The organism is Pseudomonas sp. NFPP04, assembly GCF_900113815.1.
GTDB lineage: Bacteria > Pseudomonadota > Gammaproteobacteria > Pseudomonadales > Pseudomonadaceae > Aquipseudomonas > Aquipseudomonas extremorientalis.
In genome coordinates, this window is sequence record NZ_FOQS01000014.1 from 1 (window position 1) to 15,410 (window position 15,410).

Consider the following 15,410-nt stretch of genomic DNA (forward strand, 5'->3'; position numbering starts at 1 on the left):
ACCGATGACTCGGCCTGCCTTTTCGGGGCGACCTTTACCGGAACAAACGCCGGCAGGGTTGCGGGTGGCTGGTCTCGAAAAAGTGGCAGCCACTTACGGATCACGTTGGCATTGATGCCGTGACTGATGGCCACGCTGGAAATGGAGGCGCCGGGTTGCAGGCATTCCTGGACAACCTGGGCTTTGAACGACTTGGGGTAAGAGCTTCGTTGGCGCATTTAAGGGCTATCGCGTCCGCTTAAAAATAGGCGGACACCATCGCCCTTAATTTGGGAGGTCGGTAGGTGTGTTCACCGTTCGCTTACGTTAAGGCGGCCATCACTGCGGCCTTGCCCGATTTATGCCACTTCGTTTCCGGTGCGGTGTCGCACTCATCCGACAGATGGGCGAAGAAGGCCAAGCCGTTAATGCTTGTCTTGAGTACTGCTGGGGCCTTGCAGCATAGCATCATGAAGTCGCCTAGCTGCGCCGCCTGTTTCAACGCCTCCCATTCAATGCCGGGGATGGAAGCCGCATCTACCGGCAGGCCGTCTCGGGTCCAAGCCACTTGCGTCATGGTTGCCTCGTCGCAAAAGTCGGAGTTGCAAAGGCCTCCCAAACGCCTCAACTATCTGTCGCAGCAGAATGGACAGCTCTGCCGGGTCACCGCCTCAGCTAACTTTTGACCAGCAGTTCGGAGGCATAATTCGGATTGGCACGGAAAAGCTCAGCCATAACCTCACTGTGTAATCTGTATTTCACTTGTGCCCCTCCGTTCTGGTAGCCAAAACGGCTCAACGATAATCCAGTACGCCCACAGGCGTTATTTTGGATTGCCCAATCCAAAATAACGGAAGTCCATAGCTGCCCTTTTCTCTTACGTATCGAGCATATCCCACTCGTCACCGAGCATCCAGCGTATAGCAGACAGCTTGCCGTTGATCATCCCCCACTCGAAGTCAGTCCACGGCCCCAGCTCCTCCGCTCCGAACTCCTCTTCGGCGCTCCTCATTGCAGCTAGCATTCCCTCCCAAATCGTGTCGACAACAAGCTTCTGCCTCTCTTCTGGCGCAGCCTTATCCCACTCCTCCTTGGACACCACCCTTTCTTCTCCATCCTCGACGTTAGCGATGATGTTCCACTTCCTGTTGTACCAAACCTGCGTTGTCAGCTTCTGCTCTGCTTCGAGCAACTCGGATAGCTGTCTAGGTGTTTGACTGTATTCGCGCTCAAACCTGGTCTCCTCGATCAGCTCGCTGGCGAATTCGTTGAGTAGTGTGCTTAGGTTGGTTGAATATCGCGAACTCACACCATCAAAGAGGGCTTCTAAGTCCGGGTGAGGCAAACGCGTATCTGCACCCTGACGACTAAAATCGTGGATGTTATGAGTCACGAACGCGAACACGTCTTCCCCCTGACGCGCAGCCAGAGCATCAATGTAGGTCTCGATAATGACCGCATCTCCCATGCCATTCATCTGACGGTGGAAAGGGGCAACCTTGGCGATAGCTCGGTCGGCCGCACGCAGCTTAATGCTGTCACTTACAAGCACAGGCTGAGTTTCGCCAAAGAGTTTTTCAATCAGTTCTACCGCCTCGTTCACCGCCTCGCCGCCAGTCGCTACGCGGTGATCAACCTCGTTTAGCTGCCTGATCGTAGCCTCTCGGCCATCTTCAGGCGCGAACTGCATAATTGCTTCTCGAACCCTCTTGAAGTGACTCGAAAGGCTGGCTCTACTCGCGGCCATCACTCGGTCGCGATTCCGTGCAAATTCATCGATAACGATCTGCGGCACTACGAGTACTACTTCGTCTGCCGCGCTCATCGCGGCTAGGACATCCAACAGCGGAAGGTGGCGGGGATCTTTTGTAAGGTCGAGCCATACACACGTATCAATCAACAATCTCAAGGTCATTTGCGCTCCTTCCCCGTCTGAGAAACTATCCGCAATCCATCCTGCCCGAACGCCTCAGCCGTCTGTCGCAACAAAATAGCCAGTTCAGCCTGGTCGCCGTCTAGGCGAACTTCGGCAAGCAGCTCCGCTGCGTAGGAAGGACTAGCATGGAAATACTCCACCATGGCCTTGTCATGTGATCTGTCTTTCATCTCACCTGTCCTCTTTGCTGAGAGTTCGATACAAGGCTTCTCGATGTTCATCCAAGATGTCTGCAACAAGCAGATATATTAGTGACCGACAATGGTTTGAATTCGTGCCTGCAAAGCCGCGGATAATTCGGCTATTCCTTGCGCGTTCGCATGATAGCGAATAAATCGTAGATGCCGTAGATCAAACGGTATGTCGTGCTCAGCTTGAGCTATTAGTATGACCTCTCTACCCAGAGTATGCGCAATCCCAGCCTCATAAAAAACATTAGGGTTTCTACCTGTGCAATCACAAACCACAACACGCGATCTATCTATTAAAGCGACTACATCCTGAATTATGGCTGGATTCTCCCAAATATCATCGGCACGACGACAACGAAGGCCAACCCCTTCCGCGGCCAACTGAATACTGGTGTAGACCGGATTAAAAGCAGCATCAAATGGCATCATTACAGAGACCAGCATCGCTTCAATGCTCTCATGCTCTGCAATCTGAAATACAGTTGGCCGTTGGCGCCTTGGTCTAACCGTCCTAAGTAAAAATCGATAAAGATCAATATCCTTAACAGCCCAATGATTTCGAGAGAACTCAAAATCCTTCGGCATATCAAGCGCCATTCTATTTTCATATATAAATGAATTATGAATAGTTGGAACCTCACTATCCAAAGAGTACTCAAAAGATATATCACTACCTACTATTCTTGCTCTATTTATTTGACCAACGTAAGCAACCTCATCCCGCGTTCCTTCTTGCATAAACAAACACGGCAGAGCTATAAGCTTATCCAGCGACGGTGTATTATTTTCTTTAAATTTTTGAGAGATGTGGCTATCCGTATATTCAAAAACCCGGCCAACCTCCATTGATTCTTGCCCAGAGTCCCACTCAACCGATCTCATAATAAGATTAAACATATCACCCGCGCCCCAATTATGTCCTTGACAGAATCATCTACGCATCTTTCCTTGCAACCCATTGCGTATGTTCTCGGGAAAAAGCATTTTCCGCATCCCCTACAAATACAGAAAACTTCTCATCTGTATTGGGTTGCTTCGCTTCTTCTTTTACCAAGCCTATCTCGTGAGACGTTAAAGAGTACGACGCCGCCAATTCAGAAAATCGTTTTGCTTGCATCCAACTCAAAATACTTGCCGCCGCTGCCACGAAAACATCAGTTGGCCAAAAAGGCACCTCTACGTTAGCGACCCGCACCACAGCACAAACTACAGCGAAGGTATTGACCGTTATAAGAACCCAAAAAAAATACCGAGCTCTCCTACGATTGAATTTAGCTTTGTTGGCATACCATGTATGCTGATCTCCAATTCTACTTTTCACATATATTTCTTTGCGCTTATTTAATGTTTCGCACCGGATCTGCTCCATCTTAGAAGAAACTTGGATACCTTCAAGATGGTCAGTGAGCGCCCGACAAACCTCTCGATTTTGTTCAATTATTGCTTTAAGTGTTAGACGAAAATCTTTCCGAGCGCTTTCATCGTCTCCCTGGAATGGTTCAGCTCGACACACATAGCGCCAAGTTATCGTCTTTATAGATTCCGCGACCGCTCTGCCACCGTACCAAAGCTTTTCTGGCCTAACACTAAACAAATAGATAGAGCACGCCAAAGCTCCTAAAAGAGCAAAAACCTGCAAGGCGGCTACAGTCCAGTGTGGAAAGCTTACGATTGATAAGAAAGCGGCGAGAACCAAGGTAATAAGATGGCATCTCAAAGCCAAGAAAAATTGTGACTGCGAATTTAACGAAAGCTCATTAGCAGACCGGTAGAGGGCAGGAAAATCTTTATCTTCCATATATTCCTCCGATCATTTATATCCGAGATTTTTATAAACCTCGTCTTTATAGTGCCAGTCGTCATTCGGCTGCTTAGTCCAATTAGCAAGCGCATGGGCAACAATTTTTGGTGAAAAAGGAACAAAGATAGCTCCTACATTTCGAATAATAGGCGGGCATTTTGCTTCTACCACGTTACGCGCACCGTCCAAATTAATGCCTATAATTCTACATTTTTTTTCTAACGCGACTTCCATTTCCCATCTCACATATTTGTGCTTATTACGCGTATCAGAACCAATAAGCACGGCAAACGTTCCTGCCATATCTATGCGCTCGCGGCACTTACGTTTTATATATGCTTCATCACTAGAATGTATTTCTTGAGAAAGCTGGCAATTAGTGAAACTAAAATCAATATGCTCGTGTTGTTTCCACGCCAGCATCAAGCGATAATAGTGAATATCCGTACTACTAAATCCCACAAATGTTCTTGGTAGCCCCATTACTATCTTCTCCACGTCTCGGAAAACCACGGCATTTTTTATACTTAAGAACTCTAGCGCGATACCGGCCTAATGCCACGTCTTTTTTGGATTGTGCAATCCAAAAAAGCGTTTTCGCCAGCCAGTTGCTAGCAACGGCAACATCGCCCTAGACAGCGGGATTTACTCTGCCCTCGATGGAGTCATGAACCTGTGTCGTGCGCTGTCAGCAAGATTGTGCCCTGATACGGCCCTCTGAAATGGCAAAACTCGAAAGCCCCCCCTCAGATTGGGATGAGGTGCATGCCCAATTGGCCATAATTTTTCTATATGGCGCTACGAAGAATGCTGCAGCTGGTCTTAGGGGCCGCTCCTATCTCCGCTCATAAACAACATTGCTCATAACAGCCAAGACTTTCCCTTGTAGCTCACGGAACTCCCTCATCAATGCATCAACGTCCGCCGCCGGGGCACCATGCCCGCGCTTCTCTGCCAACCACATTTTCAGCAAGCCTGCGACCCGCCCAAGGTCGCCATTTACTTTCCCAAGCTCCGCAACAGCTTTCAGGTCAAGTGCGGATCGAATAGGGCTGTTGCGGCCTACAGCGGACAGGTAGGCGGACAACGACATGTTGGTTTGCCGTGCCTTGTCCTCGATATCTGCGCGCTCGTCTTCCGACACCCACACCTTGATCGGCGGCAGCTTCCGTCGAGGGGTGAGCTTCTGCTTTTTCTCCATGCTGTACCTCTTAAGCTTCTTAATTGTTGCGGCAGCAACGGTAAGCCTCGCAGAGCAAGATCCGTCGAGCCGAAGGCGAGTAAGGGACGGTGTTGGGGGTCGTAGCTGCGAAGCAGCGTAGGCCCACAACACACATCTTGCCGTCCGATTCGACGCAAATACGTGCGTATCTTTGCGAACGGTTCATATCTAGCATACCTACGCATATCTGCGCATCTATGAGCTAGATTACGCATGGTTAGTAGAAGATTTTTTGCGCATACTTGCGTAACCATGCTTAAGCAGAGGTTCGATGATGAAGACACCAAAAGAAGGGCTTACTGGCGCGGGGCGGGTGGCGTTTTTAGCGCGCCTAGATGAATTTCGGGGTCTCATTCAAGCCGGTTGGCCGGTGACGGTCGTTTATGAGAACCACGGCGGAGATAATACGGGGCTGAGCTACAGCCAGTTCGCTCGGTACGTAGGAAAGTACATCCGCAAGCCCACCAAACGTGGCGCCCAGCCTACAATTCTTGACGAAATAACAATTCCGGTAGCGCCGGTGCCAGAACAAATGCAGTCCGGCACCCCAACGGTACCAGCCCCTATGTCGAAGCCCCGACCTGGGTTCCGGCATGACCCAAGCAGCGGCAATAACCGTGATGATCTTATATAGCCTTCTAAGGGTTTAGCCTTTTCGGCTGCACATCTTTCAAGCGGCCCGAAGCACCTACTGCAAGTAGAAGCACAATATTCGGTACATTCCGAACAGGGCGGATTGAACAAATAATCGCCAAGAATTGATCTTCCCTGTGTCAACCTAATTAGCCAATCATTCCATCGATGCAACCGGCATGTCCGGGCACGATCAGGCACTGACCACAGTGACTGATAGAGGCCGGGAAATGCACCAAAAAATCATAACGTCCATTATCGCCAAAACGCCGCTGACAACAATTCCCCTGCGCGAAACGACCGTTTCTACTGCTCGGAAACTCCGTCGTCAGGCGGCCTATGGTGCCAAATTTGCCGTAGCCGCCTTTTTCGGATTGGTCATGTACATCGCTCCGCCACCGGCTTACGCCATCTATTGCTCGAACTGCTCGACGTTCTATCAGCAGATGTTCGAGTACGTCGAGGCCGTTAATACAGCCTTGAACACGGCCGAGACGTTACAGACGCAAATTCAGCAGTATCAGAACATGGTCACTCAAGGCACCGGCTTGCCCGACTCAATGTTCGGCAGCGTCGCGGCCGATCTCAAAAAAGTGGCCAACATCTACACCCGCTCGCAGTCTCTAGGCCGCCAGATCCAGAACATGGACTCGCAGTTCAATACGGCTTTTCCCGGCTTTCAATCCTATCTAAATCAAGCTGCAAACTCGGCAGAAGTACCGGCGGGTGAGCGCTATCAGAAGTGGTCAGAGCAAAACCGCGACAGCGTGAAAATGGCGCTTGAGGCGGCGAACCTCAACACCAGCACCTTCGAGTCTGAGGATACTCAGCTTGGTCACATGGTGTCTCGCTCACAGTCGGCCGTGGGCCGGATGCAAGCCATTCAGGCAGGCAACGAGATAGCCTCTCAGAACGTTCAGCAGTTGCAAAAACTGCGCGATCTACTGGCCACGCAAATAAACATGCAAGGCAACTATATGGCTCAGCAGGGCGACCGGAAGGCTGCTAGCGAAGCCGCCGAGCAAAAATTTGAGGCACGTAAAAATAACTGGGGGCCTTCCGAGGATTTCTAACCATGTCCATATCTAAATATCTGATTGTTGGGTTATGTATCGCCTCCGCTCTCGGTGGCTCCGCTCTATCTGAATTCATTGTTTCTGTCCGCACCGATTGCGTGGCTGTTGAGCGGTCGATGCAATCAGATACGGATAAGAACTTTGAAGCACGGAAAAACAAATGGGGCCCGCCTGAGGATTTCTAACTATGCAACGCTCAGCATTTGTAGCACTGGTTAGTGCAACACTCTTGCTTTCGGCCGGTAGCGCGATGGCAGCAGGAGATGTAACTCAAAGCAATGAAATGAACGGGCTTTTGCGGATCCTCTATGAAGCCGCAAGTGAATGGTCAACACGGCTACAGGGTTATGCACTCAAATTACTGGCATCTCTCGCTCTCATCCAATTGGTTTGGACGTTCATGCCTTTAGTGATGAGACAAGCTGACTTAGGCGAAATTATCGGCGAGCTGATCCGCTTCTTCATGACCATTGGCTTTTTCTACGCAGTCATTGAACATTCCGTGCCATGGGCGACAGCCGTAGTGGACAGTTTCCGAGAAGCTGCGGGCACGGCAAGCGGTTTGGGCCGTGCGCTTCAGCCCGGTGATATGTTCGCGGTGGCTGTCAACTTCTCACGCACCATCGTGGAAGGCATTTCACTTTTTTCTCCGGGTAAAGCAATTCTTATCGCGCTTGTTGGTTGCTTGGTTTTACTGTGCTTCGCCTTTATCGCGGCATTTATGTTTGTGACGCTTGTAGAGTCGTACGTCATCATTAATGCCTCCGTACTGTTCTTCGGTTTCGGTGGCTCCCAATGGACACGCGATTTTGCAATTGCACCACTCCGCTTTGTTGTTGCAGTAGGTGCCAAGCTGTTCGTCTTAACCTTGATCGTAGGAATTATTGTCACGTCGGCTAAGTCCTGGTTAGCGGCTTATACCAATGACGAAGCATCTCTGATGACATTGGCAGGTTTGGCTTTGGTATGCGCCTACCTGACCAAGACTATTCCCGAACTGATTGGCGGGATGATCAGCGGCACGTCAATGGGAGGAGGTTCGGCCATCGGTGGAATGGCAGCGGCTGGCGCTGCCGGTGCTGCTGCCGCAGTCGCCACCATCGCCACGGCCGGTGCCGCTGCGCCCGCCGCTGCTGGTGCGCTTGGCGCTGCCGGTGGTGGTGCAAGTGCCGCAGGGGCGGCTGGTAGCGGAGGATTGGCTGGCTCTATTAACTCCAGCTTTGCCGGTGCGGCAAACTCCGGCATCGGTGCAGCGGCTTCAATGAGCAACGCCGCGTCCTCTGGAGTGGGTGCCAGCACTGGTGGCGGTGCAGCCATCAAAGTCTCTACATCAGCAGGGTCGAGCGTAGGTGGCGGTGCCGCTAAAGCGACGCCCAGCTCTGCCCAACCACCTAACAGCGGCGTGCAGCAGGCCGCCAAGCAGGCTGGAAAGGTAGTGCAAGACAACGACGACAAAGACAAACAACAAGAGACACCAAAAAGGGGTACTGAAGTGTCGGGAAATTCCCTTTCTCAAGCGGCGAATGGAGGTGCGAAGGTACTCGGGGTGATGGCTTCAATGGCTGTACCGGGCATGGAGAATGCGCACGACTTATCCCTTGGTGCTGGATCAACCCCACCTTCAAATAGCGAGGCCAATTCGGCCTCTCCAAACAGCAGCGGAGAGTTAGCCGCTAATTCCGAGCAGGGGGATTCCAACGTGATCCGTCCAGCCTCAGACGCAAGCCCTACAAATGGTCGCCTAGCCTCGCTGAGTGTGCCGGGTACGGCCTCCAACAACGAAAAAACGGAGAAATAATCATGATGGGATTTCTGATGTTCGCTGGATTCGCAGTATTCGCCTTTACGTTCGCCGTCGGCATGTGGGCACTCGGCCGGTGGCTGCGAAGTAAAGGTTACGGGCCGCAGCTAGATAAGCTGGATCGGCAGTACACGGCGCTGCAGCTTCGCGTTAGCCCGCTCGCAATGTCGGCTTCGTATCGCATGTTTGTTGGGGCAGAGGCTCTGAGTCGGCTGCCTTTGCTGGGCAGCAACAATAACGCCACTTTGAACCAGCAGGTTTTGATATCCATCCGAAAGGCGCAGGAAGCACAGAAGCGAGAGCCGCCTGAAAATCAGTAAACACGCCAACTTGTCTTGAAGACTACCTCGCCTAGGGTGGGGTGGTATTTTCCGCCACAGATCAAGCAAGCCTTTGTAGTGCTCGTTGAGCGACTTTCTATACATCGAGTCACATATCCGATCCCCCAACACTTCCGCTAAAGTAATAACAAAACCAGCACACTGTTATCCCTCACGCATGTCCTGCGACGGTAGGCCGACAGGCAAGATTGAGCCGCCCAGTGTCGTTTTTCTAAAGCTGATCACCGTCAAGAATCAGGTTGAATGCCATTGCTCCTTTCGCTTTTAACAACACCAGCAATGTCACACCGTTGCAAGACAGCGCCGCACGCCCCTAAAGACTGCCAGCTCCCCGCGTGAAAAGCCTCGATACTCGATAGCTCAGACAGTCAATGGAACGCCCAGTAAGACCCCACAAATGCTGTATGCAAAAACAGGCTGTATATTAAATCAGTACTAGCCACTCATCATATCGTAGTAGCTTTATGCCTGCATTTTTACTCGCTCATTGAATCACTACCTAGTATTGGAAACTAAGAGCGTGGTTTTACACTAAATATAAACAAGGAAGTAAATTGAAAAGCGAATACTTGATCACCTTCGACTCAACAGATGGAATCTGCAAAACTGTAGATAAATTTAAAAGCCTTCTCTCGACACATGAATCTATTTCATTCACCAAAAAAGATAAAATATCCTACTTAGACAAAGAGCACATATATCAGCTAGCACAAGGAACTCTCACAGACGGGTCAATTTACTACGACTTAACTATAGAGTGCAGTGAGCGATCAGAGCTTGAAGCGTTTAAGGAATTCCTGAGAGAAATAAGAGGAATCTGCACGAAATTGAGCGGCAGAAATATTATTATACTTCATGATGGAATTGGTGAGGAGTACTGCCAATCCGGCTACCCTACAATATACAAAACTGAAAACCTCATGCGTAAACTGATCGCTAAATTCATGGCAATCAGCATTGGATATAACTGGAGCGATGCGGCAACTCCAAAAGAGGTACTCGACTCTGTCAGAACTGACAGAAAAAAAGAAAAAACCAACTTCCTACATGAGATTGACTTCATCCAGCTGTCAAACTTCCTGTTCAAAAGCTATACAAAATCAGATGCAAGCCGATTTTTTGATACTATAAAAGAAAAAAATGACGCTGAAAATATCACAGTTAAAGACCTAAAGCAGTACGCTCCATTTACCAATTGGGAAAAGTATTTTTCAAAAAAAGTACAGTGCGAGTCAGAGTACTTAAAAGCCAAGTGGGAACGTCTGTACGACTACCGATGCAAGATCGCTCACTGCAAAGGAATATCGAAGCAAGAGCTTGACGATCTTAATCTGATCAGTGACGACATTTGCCAAAAAATCCAGGCCGCACTTGATGCAGTTGGGGATCTACACATTGAGGAAACAGATCGCGAGGAACTGGCTGAAAATTTTAGCGGTACCGCCAATAAAAACTCTGCGGATTTCATCAGCAAATATAATAAGCTCTCAGCGCTAGTTCGACATATTTGCGAGCTTTCATCTAGTGAAGAGGACACTTTCAACAAACACGAGACAAACAAAACAAACATAAAAATGCAATCCAAGTACCTCTGGAACACCAAAGGGATTATCACTAAAGAAACAGCCGACCTTATAAATCAAGCTCAAAAAACTAGAAACACTGTAGTGCACCAAGTCGGACTCGTGGAACTAAACGAATCAGAGTTTACTGAAGAGATGGAAGCCATAGACTCACTATTAGAAAAGCTTTCAGCACTTGATCACGAGGAACTGTTAAAAAAACGCGGTATCGATTTGAGAACTCAACAAGCGCGCGATTGATAAAAAATACTCAACTCACAAACTAACAGAAAAGTATTCATGCCACGATAAGAATGGGTACTTTTAGGATCTAGAAACAACTCATTAAAATAAGTGAAGCAAACTAGCTACCAGCCTCACTTATTTACTAGCGCCTCTGTACGATAGAAACTTAATTCAACTTTATAACAGATATTAGCACTGACCGATATCAGCACATTTCAGCAGGCTGTAAACATAGGGAAATTAATCTAATCAAGTGCATTTAGCAGCAGACCGTACGCGGACGAGTTTGTCAAACAATTGCGATACGAATGTCGTCCAGCTTTAACCATCGATTTATCTATAGTAGATATTAAAGAGTGATCAAGTCGAGTGCGGCCCCCACGCGGGAGCGCCGGACAAACCCGATGGCATCTTCATTTGTAATAAGCACGTACTTCAAATACCTGACGTAACCCAGCATTATAACCCCCCCTCTTCAACAGCGCGGACGGCTACCTTCAAAAGCGCGGAGGCTTCGCCATTAGTAATACGGACGGACTTGTCTCACCAGACACCCGGATCAGCGGCCACTTCTTTCGAATGCAATACACACGAACCTGTTTCAACCTCGGGAGCTTCTGGCTTACCTGCGCGATACCAGCTAGCACGGCTCATTCCGAGGCTCTCCCAAGGCTTCTGGCGGCTCAATGAGTTTTTTAAATAAGTCTGGCGGTCTACGCTACCTGCAGCGCGCCTACGAACTTCATGGCGGCTCCTGTCACGTTCCTGTGCCATCCCCAAGCTGATGATCGTCTTGAGCTGCCGTTGCTCATCTATAGTGATCCCGAACAGGTTTATTAGGGTGTCATTTTTTGGCGTGTAGAGCGCCGGGTAGTCCTTACCTCCGAAGCTGACCCGTTCTCCCGATTCGTAGGCCTTGGCCTTGCTGAACAGCGTCATGAGTTCCTTGGAACGGCTATCCCATTGCGGATCTAACTCGCGAGCCAGTGCTGATGCTTCGTGATACATCTGTTTGCTGTTGGTCGCGCCGGAAAGTAGCAGGAAGTTCAAGCGCCAAAACAGGTGTTGCATCCGGCAGCCTTCGCTGACACCGCCGCGCAACTCGGCGAGCTTGCGCAGGTCTTCGAGGCGATCCCACGCAAGCTGACGGCCGGAGAATCCGCGGAGATTGTCAGCTTTACCGCCGGGCACCAAAAGGAAGGGCTTAGGCTTGCGTTTGACCCGCTCGGCCTGCTCTTGCCGCTGCTGCTCTATTGTCCAGCGGGCAGTTGGTAGCAAGGCCTCGGCCAAATACTCGAAGTTATAGCGGACCGGCTGGCCATCGGTGTCGTTCGTCACATGAACAACGCGACAGAGTTCGCCACTCTTGCTGTTCACTGTCTGGATCGTTCGCAGAACGCGACTTGCATCTTTGGCCATCCGATCGGCACCGACGTGTGCGAGGCGATCCACAAGGTAGCGTTGGCACGCATTCCAGCGGGGCAATGCCTGACGCGGGATAGTACCGTCGAGTAGCCATTTCGCTTGGATACCCCGGCCGCTATAGATCAGTACGGACGGGGCCGGTAATCCTTCTTCGGTGCAGAAATAAAGCACCGATGCTGCCAGTTCGTCAGGCGTGCGGCCGGTAAGAGCCGGTATGCGGTAGGTGTCAAGATCGGTGAACAACAGCCCCAACCGGGCAAGGTTAACGACACGCCGGTTGGGCCGGATGAACTCTGCCTGAGACATCCATGTGTCGCGGGTTTTATCTACCAAATTGAGAATGGCTGGCATATCCGCTAACCGGTGGGAGGACTGGCGTTTTTCGCCACGTACGTCAACCAGCAGCGAGAAAAAACCGCTCCTGTTGCTGTCGTGGTACATCTGCGCCTCGTCCTGAGAACTGAACAGCGCAAGCTGTGAACATTGGTGTCGACCGCAAGCCGTTCTAGCATGCTGCTGCGATATGGGCCCTGCGTCGGGCCCGATCTGCACCGCTCAGGCTCCAATTCCGGGCCTGGGCGCAGGGCCGGAGTCCTTACATGCGTCAATCCAATCTTCGACCTCAGCCAAATCCCATACTACTTTGCGACTGCTGATCGCAATGCGGCGTGGGAACTTACCTTTGATTTCAAAGTTGTAGATCGTCCGCTCACACAGCGGGATCATCGCTAGCAGCGTCTTTTTATCGATAAGCGTTCTGTTCGTTGATACCTGCATACCCTTGCCTCAATCAGTCACATTGAATGTGTGCCTGATCGTGCCCGGACGTGCCGCTTGCTTCGACGAGATGATTGGCTAAAATGGTTGACATGAAAAATAGATCAACCATCGCCATTTGGAAGGGATGCGACCTATCCGTCGCAGATGCCATTCGACGGTTTCGGGATTGCTGGGAGCCGTACTCTGCAGCATCGAAGCGTTACCCTATCGCCCGACTGGTAGAAGAACTTATCGACCCTGCCGTAACTGCGTATACGGCAACGCTCCCCTCGCTTCATCGGGGGCACATACCGGGAGCCGGTTCAGGCGTCACCTTCAGCAAAATCATGCGATTGGTAGGTATTGAGGCAATGCTCCGCGTACAACGCCAATTGCTGAGAGCTTTTGTCTTAACAGAAGACAAACAGTCCGAAGGAGACCGACGATACATCGCCACCCTCGAAACGTTGATAGAGCTTGTATGGGCATGCAAACGCAAACAACCGGCGAAGAGAAAAGTGCGTGGTGGCGGCGTGAATGGTCGACGCTTTAGGGGCTTTTGTAGGTTTTGCGGCACGCTTGCAGAGCTGACTTCATTCGCCGAATCCGCAGATGCAGAGGGCAAACGCGGAATAGATGAAGAGTTACGCATGAGCAAAATGCGTGGAGTAGATGAAGACTTACGCCTGAGCAATCTTTACTGCGAGGCCCATCGCCCCAAGATGCCGGATAAAACGTGGAATCCCGCGTACAGAAAAGCGAAACGATCTATAGCGCAATTCGACCTCGAGTTAGCCAGAATCAGCCGACAATGCGCCTCGCGAGGTACTCCGCAAGCGAAATCAGGTGACGAGCTGGTTGACAGCTACATACACAACTACATGCTTGGCCAAACGTTAACGCTAGGAGAGGAAGCAGAGTTACGGGACCTAGCGCGGCTTATGGTGGATTCAAGGTTATCTGACAGAAAAAAACAAATGCTCATGCTCCGACGGCTTGGCTTCAATCAATCAGAGATTGCGCGCAGACTGGGTGTAGAACGCCAAGCGGTATCCAAAGCCATTGCCTCAATTCCAGAAATATTTTGCTTGAGTCAGCCACAACGATCCCGTTAGTGGCTCGTTTTAGCGTCAACCAAAACACACAATCAATAACGGTTCACGCGGCAGAACCAGACTCTTATATCAAACCTTCGCCCGTGGTTTTTTTAGCGTCCATTCGTCAATCATATCTGCCCAATCCTGCAACATCGCCCGACGCTGATCGCGGTATTCAGCCTTGTTGTAAACGGCGCGTACGCCCTTCTGCTCGTGTGCAAGGCACTTCTCAATCCAGTCTGAGTTGTAACCCGCCTCATGCAGCAGCGTGCTCGCTGTGCGCCTCAAATCATGCGGTCCGAACTTGCTCAGCGGCTGCCCTTCTTTCTGCGCAAGCCGGTAGGTGAGCGTCAGCACCTGATTGATCGTCGCTGTGCTCATAGGCAAATCAGAATCGTACCGGGAGGGAAAGACGTAATCTGAACCACCGGCAAACGTCTTCAATGCAATGAAGAAATCCAAAGCCTGCTGAGATAAGAACACCAAATGGGGGTTGCGGCGCTTCATCCGTTCTTTCGGAATGGTCCACAGGGCTTCGCTGAAATTGATCTCAGTCCAGGTAGCGTTGGTCAACTCACTTTTGCGAACCATGGTCAGCAACAGCAGCTTAGCGGCGACTCTCACGGATGAGGCGGTGCCGATGCGGTCCAGATACTGATACATCAACGCGATTTCGTCAGGCCCTAAAGCGCGGTCACGCGGCTCGAATTTAGCGATGCTTGCAGGACGCACCAGATCAGCCGGGTTCTCGACCTTCTGACCACGCTCAATCGCCCATCGAAACACCTGCATCACAATCTCGCGGGAGTGCACGGCCGTCGCTGGAGCTCCACGCTCCACGATTGCATCAGTCAGCGTTCGCAGGTCCTCATGATTGATTTCCACCAGTTTCTGATTGCCAAATTGCGGCTTGAGCTCGCGCTCGTAAACAGATCGGCGCATGTCGCGGGTAGAGTCAGCCATCTGATACCCACGCAGCCATTTCTCAGCCCACGCATCGAACGTCTCTGCCCCTTTGGTGCGTGCCTTGGCACGGGCTTTCTCTTTGGCAGGCGACTTGCCAGCTGAAACCATCTTTTTAGCCTCTCCCAGGCGCTCTCTGGCTTCAGCAAGTGTGATGCCACCCACGCCATAACGACCGAACGTGATGGTCTCCTGGCGGCCGTTGATTGAGTAGTTGTAGCGAAATGAGATGGAACCGGCAGCAGTGACGGCCACGTACAGCCCGTCGCGGTCGTTCACCTTGTAGAGTTTTTCTTTAGGTTTGAGGTTACGCAGCTTGGTATCGGTCAGCATGGCAGTCACGGATTCCATGGAAAAATACCATGCTCAGAAAATCAC

At 50.8% G+C, this 15,410-nt stretch carries 17 protein-coding genes; 6 read left to right on the forward strand and 11 right to left on the reverse strand.

All coding sequences use genetic code 11. The features are described 5' to 3' along the window. The 8 genes from BM017_RS24095 to BM017_RS24130 all read right to left on the reverse strand — a co-directional run. The coding region (locus BM017_RS24095) for an IS66-like element accessory protein TnpA (RefSeq protein ID WP_139216874.1) at positions 1 to 218 on the reverse strand (218 nt) is incomplete at its 3' end. 83 nt (positions 219 to 301) lie between these two features. Continuing rightward, complete coding sequence (locus BM017_RS24100; RefSeq protein WP_256575676.1) at positions 302 to 556, reverse strand: competence protein CoiA family protein; 255 nt, start codon at positions 554 to 556, stop codon at positions 302 to 304. Between the two features lie 300 nt (positions 557 to 856). Beyond that, entirely contained in the window at positions 857 to 1,894 is a 1,038-nt protein-coding gene (locus tag BM017_RS24105) for a PIN domain-containing protein (RefSeq protein WP_092249143.1), read from the reverse strand. After that, positions 1,891 to 2,085, reverse strand: coding sequence for a transcriptional regulator (locus BM017_RS24110; protein WP_092249146.1), 195 nt, complete (start codon positions 2,083 to 2,085; stop codon positions 1,891 to 1,893). The genes BM017_RS24105 and BM017_RS24110 overlap by 4 nt, the downstream gene beginning before the upstream one ends. 78 nt (positions 2,086 to 2,163) lie before the next feature. Further along, positions 2,164 to 3,003 carry a hypothetical protein gene (locus tag BM017_RS24115; RefSeq protein WP_092249149.1) on the reverse strand — a complete coding sequence of 280 codons (840 nt, stop codon included), beginning with the start codon at positions 3,001 to 3,003 and terminating at the stop codon, positions 2,164 to 2,166. Positions 3,004 to 3,040: 37 nt separating this feature from the next. Next, entirely contained in the window at positions 3,041 to 3,904 is an 864-nt protein-coding gene (locus BM017_RS24120; protein WP_092249152.1) for a DUF4231 domain-containing protein, read from the reverse strand. A gap of 12 nt (positions 3,905 to 3,916) precedes the next feature. Further along, positions 3,917 to 4,405, reverse strand: coding sequence for a TIR domain-containing protein (locus tag BM017_RS24125; protein WP_256575679.1), 489 nt, complete (start codon positions 4,403 to 4,405; stop codon positions 3,917 to 3,919). A 337-nt stretch (positions 4,406 to 4,742) separates the two neighbouring features. Next, positions 4,743 to 5,108, reverse strand: coding sequence for a plasmid mobilization protein (locus tag BM017_RS24130; RefSeq protein ID WP_092249158.1), 366 nt, complete (start codon positions 5,106 to 5,108; stop codon positions 4,743 to 4,745). Positions 5,109 to 5,992: 884 nt separating this feature from the next. Between BM017_RS24130 and trbJ the strand changes: the two genes are divergently transcribed. The 5 genes from trbJ (at position 5,993) to BM017_RS24160 (ending at position 10,803) form a co-directional block, all read left to right on the forward strand. After that, positions 5,993 to 6,835: a P-type conjugative transfer protein TrbJ gene (gene trbJ, locus BM017_RS24140; protein WP_092249164.1), complete on the forward strand. Its 843-nt coding sequence runs from the start codon at positions 5,993 to 5,995 to the stop codon at positions 6,833 to 6,835. A 2-nt stretch (positions 6,836 to 6,837) separates the two neighbouring features. Further along, on the forward strand, positions 6,838 to 7,023 hold the full coding sequence (locus BM017_RS24145) for a hypothetical protein (RefSeq protein ID WP_092249167.1): 186 nt from the start codon (positions 6,838 to 6,840) through the stop codon (positions 7,021 to 7,023). 2 nt (positions 7,024 to 7,025) lie between these two features. After that, positions 7,026 to 8,636 carry a P-type conjugative transfer protein TrbL gene (trbL, locus tag BM017_RS24150; protein WP_092249170.1) on the forward strand — a complete coding sequence of 537 codons (1,611 nt, stop codon included), beginning with the start codon at positions 7,026 to 7,028 and terminating at the stop codon, positions 8,634 to 8,636. Positions 8,637 to 8,638: 2 nt separating this feature from the next. Beyond that, positions 8,639 to 8,959 carry a hypothetical protein gene (locus BM017_RS24155; RefSeq protein ID WP_092249173.1) on the forward strand — a complete coding sequence of 107 codons (321 nt, stop codon included), beginning with the start codon at positions 8,639 to 8,641 and terminating at the stop codon, positions 8,957 to 8,959. Between the two features lie 575 nt (positions 8,960 to 9,534). Then, positions 9,535 to 10,803: a HEPN domain-containing protein gene (locus BM017_RS24160; RefSeq protein WP_092249176.1), complete on the forward strand. Its 1,269-nt coding sequence runs from the start codon at positions 9,535 to 9,537 to the stop codon at positions 10,801 to 10,803. A 528-nt stretch (positions 10,804 to 11,331) separates the two neighbouring features. Here BM017_RS24160 and BM017_RS24165 read toward each other — a convergent pair. Together BM017_RS24165 and BM017_RS24170 are read right to left on the reverse strand one after the other, a co-directional pair. Next, complete coding sequence (locus BM017_RS24165; RefSeq protein ID WP_092249179.1) at positions 11,332 to 12,654, reverse strand: replication protein; 1,323 nt, start codon at positions 12,652 to 12,654, stop codon at positions 11,332 to 11,334. Positions 12,655 to 12,768: 114 nt separating this feature from the next. Beyond that, positions 12,769 to 12,990: a helix-turn-helix transcriptional regulator gene (locus BM017_RS24170; RefSeq protein WP_020328368.1), complete on the reverse strand. Its 222-nt coding sequence runs from the start codon at positions 12,988 to 12,990 to the stop codon at positions 12,769 to 12,771. Positions 12,991 to 13,073: 83 nt separating this feature from the next. Between BM017_RS24170 and BM017_RS29440 the strand changes: the two genes are divergently transcribed. Continuing rightward, a complete protein-coding gene (locus BM017_RS29440; protein WP_092249183.1) occupies positions 13,074 to 14,087 on the forward strand; it encodes a LuxR family transcriptional regulator in 1,014 nt (337 codons plus the stop codon). Positions 14,088 to 14,156: 69 nt separating this feature from the next. Here BM017_RS29440 and BM017_RS24180 read toward each other — a convergent pair whose 3' ends face one another. After that, entirely contained in the window at positions 14,157 to 15,365 is a 1,209-nt protein-coding gene (locus tag BM017_RS24180; RefSeq protein ID WP_092249483.1) for a tyrosine-type recombinase/integrase, read from the reverse strand. Between the last annotated feature and the right edge of the window lie 45 nt (positions 15,366 to 15,410).

Bases quoted from the DNA above. Each gene is read 5' to 3' on its own strand.
- BM017_RS24110 (WP_092249146.1), bottom strand. From the start codon at position 2,085: ATGAAAGACAGATCACATGACAAGGCCATGGTGGAGTATTTCCATGCT.
- BM017_RS29440 (WP_092249183.1), top strand. From the start codon at position 13,074: ATGGTTGACATGAAAAATAGATCAACCATCGCCATTTGGAAGGGATGC.
- BM017_RS24105 (WP_092249143.1), bottom strand. From the start codon at position 1,894: ATGACCTTGAGATTGTTGATTGATACGTGTGTATGGCTCGACCTTACA.
- BM017_RS24165 (WP_092249179.1), bottom strand. From the start codon at position 12,654: ATGTACCACGACAGCAACAGGAGCGGTTTTTTCTCGCTGCTGGTTGAC.
- BM017_RS24120 (WP_092249152.1), bottom strand. From the start codon at position 3,904: ATGGAAGATAAAGATTTTCCTGCCCTCTACCGGTCTGCTAATGAGCTT.
- trbL (WP_092249170.1), top strand. From the start codon at position 7,026: ATGCAACGCTCAGCATTTGTAGCACTGGTTAGTGCAACACTCTTGCTT.
- BM017_RS24155 (WP_092249173.1), top strand. From the start codon at position 8,639: ATGATGGGATTTCTGATGTTCGCTGGATTCGCAGTATTCGCCTTTACG.
- BM017_RS24130 (WP_092249158.1), bottom strand. From the start codon at position 5,108: ATGGAGAAAAAGCAGAAGCTCACCCCTCGACGGAAGCTGCCGCCGATC.
- BM017_RS24100 (WP_256575676.1), bottom strand. From the start codon at position 556: ATGACGCAAGTGGCTTGGACCCGAGACGGCCTGCCGGTAGATGCGGCT.
- BM017_RS24115 (WP_092249149.1), bottom strand. From the start codon at position 3,003: ATGTTTAATCTTATTATGAGATCGGTTGAGTGGGACTCTGGGCAAGAA.
- BM017_RS24170 (WP_020328368.1), bottom strand. From the start codon at position 12,990: ATGCAGGTATCAACGAACAGAACGCTTATCGATAAAAAGACGCTGCTA.
- BM017_RS24180 (WP_092249483.1), bottom strand. From the start codon at position 15,365: ATGCTGACCGATACCAAGCTGCGTAACCTCAAACCTAAAGAAAAACTC.
- trbJ (WP_092249164.1), top strand. From the start codon at position 5,993: ATGCACCAAAAAATCATAACGTCCATTATCGCCAAAACGCCGCTGACA.
- BM017_RS24145 (WP_092249167.1), top strand. From the start codon at position 6,838: ATGTCCATATCTAAATATCTGATTGTTGGGTTATGTATCGCCTCCGCT.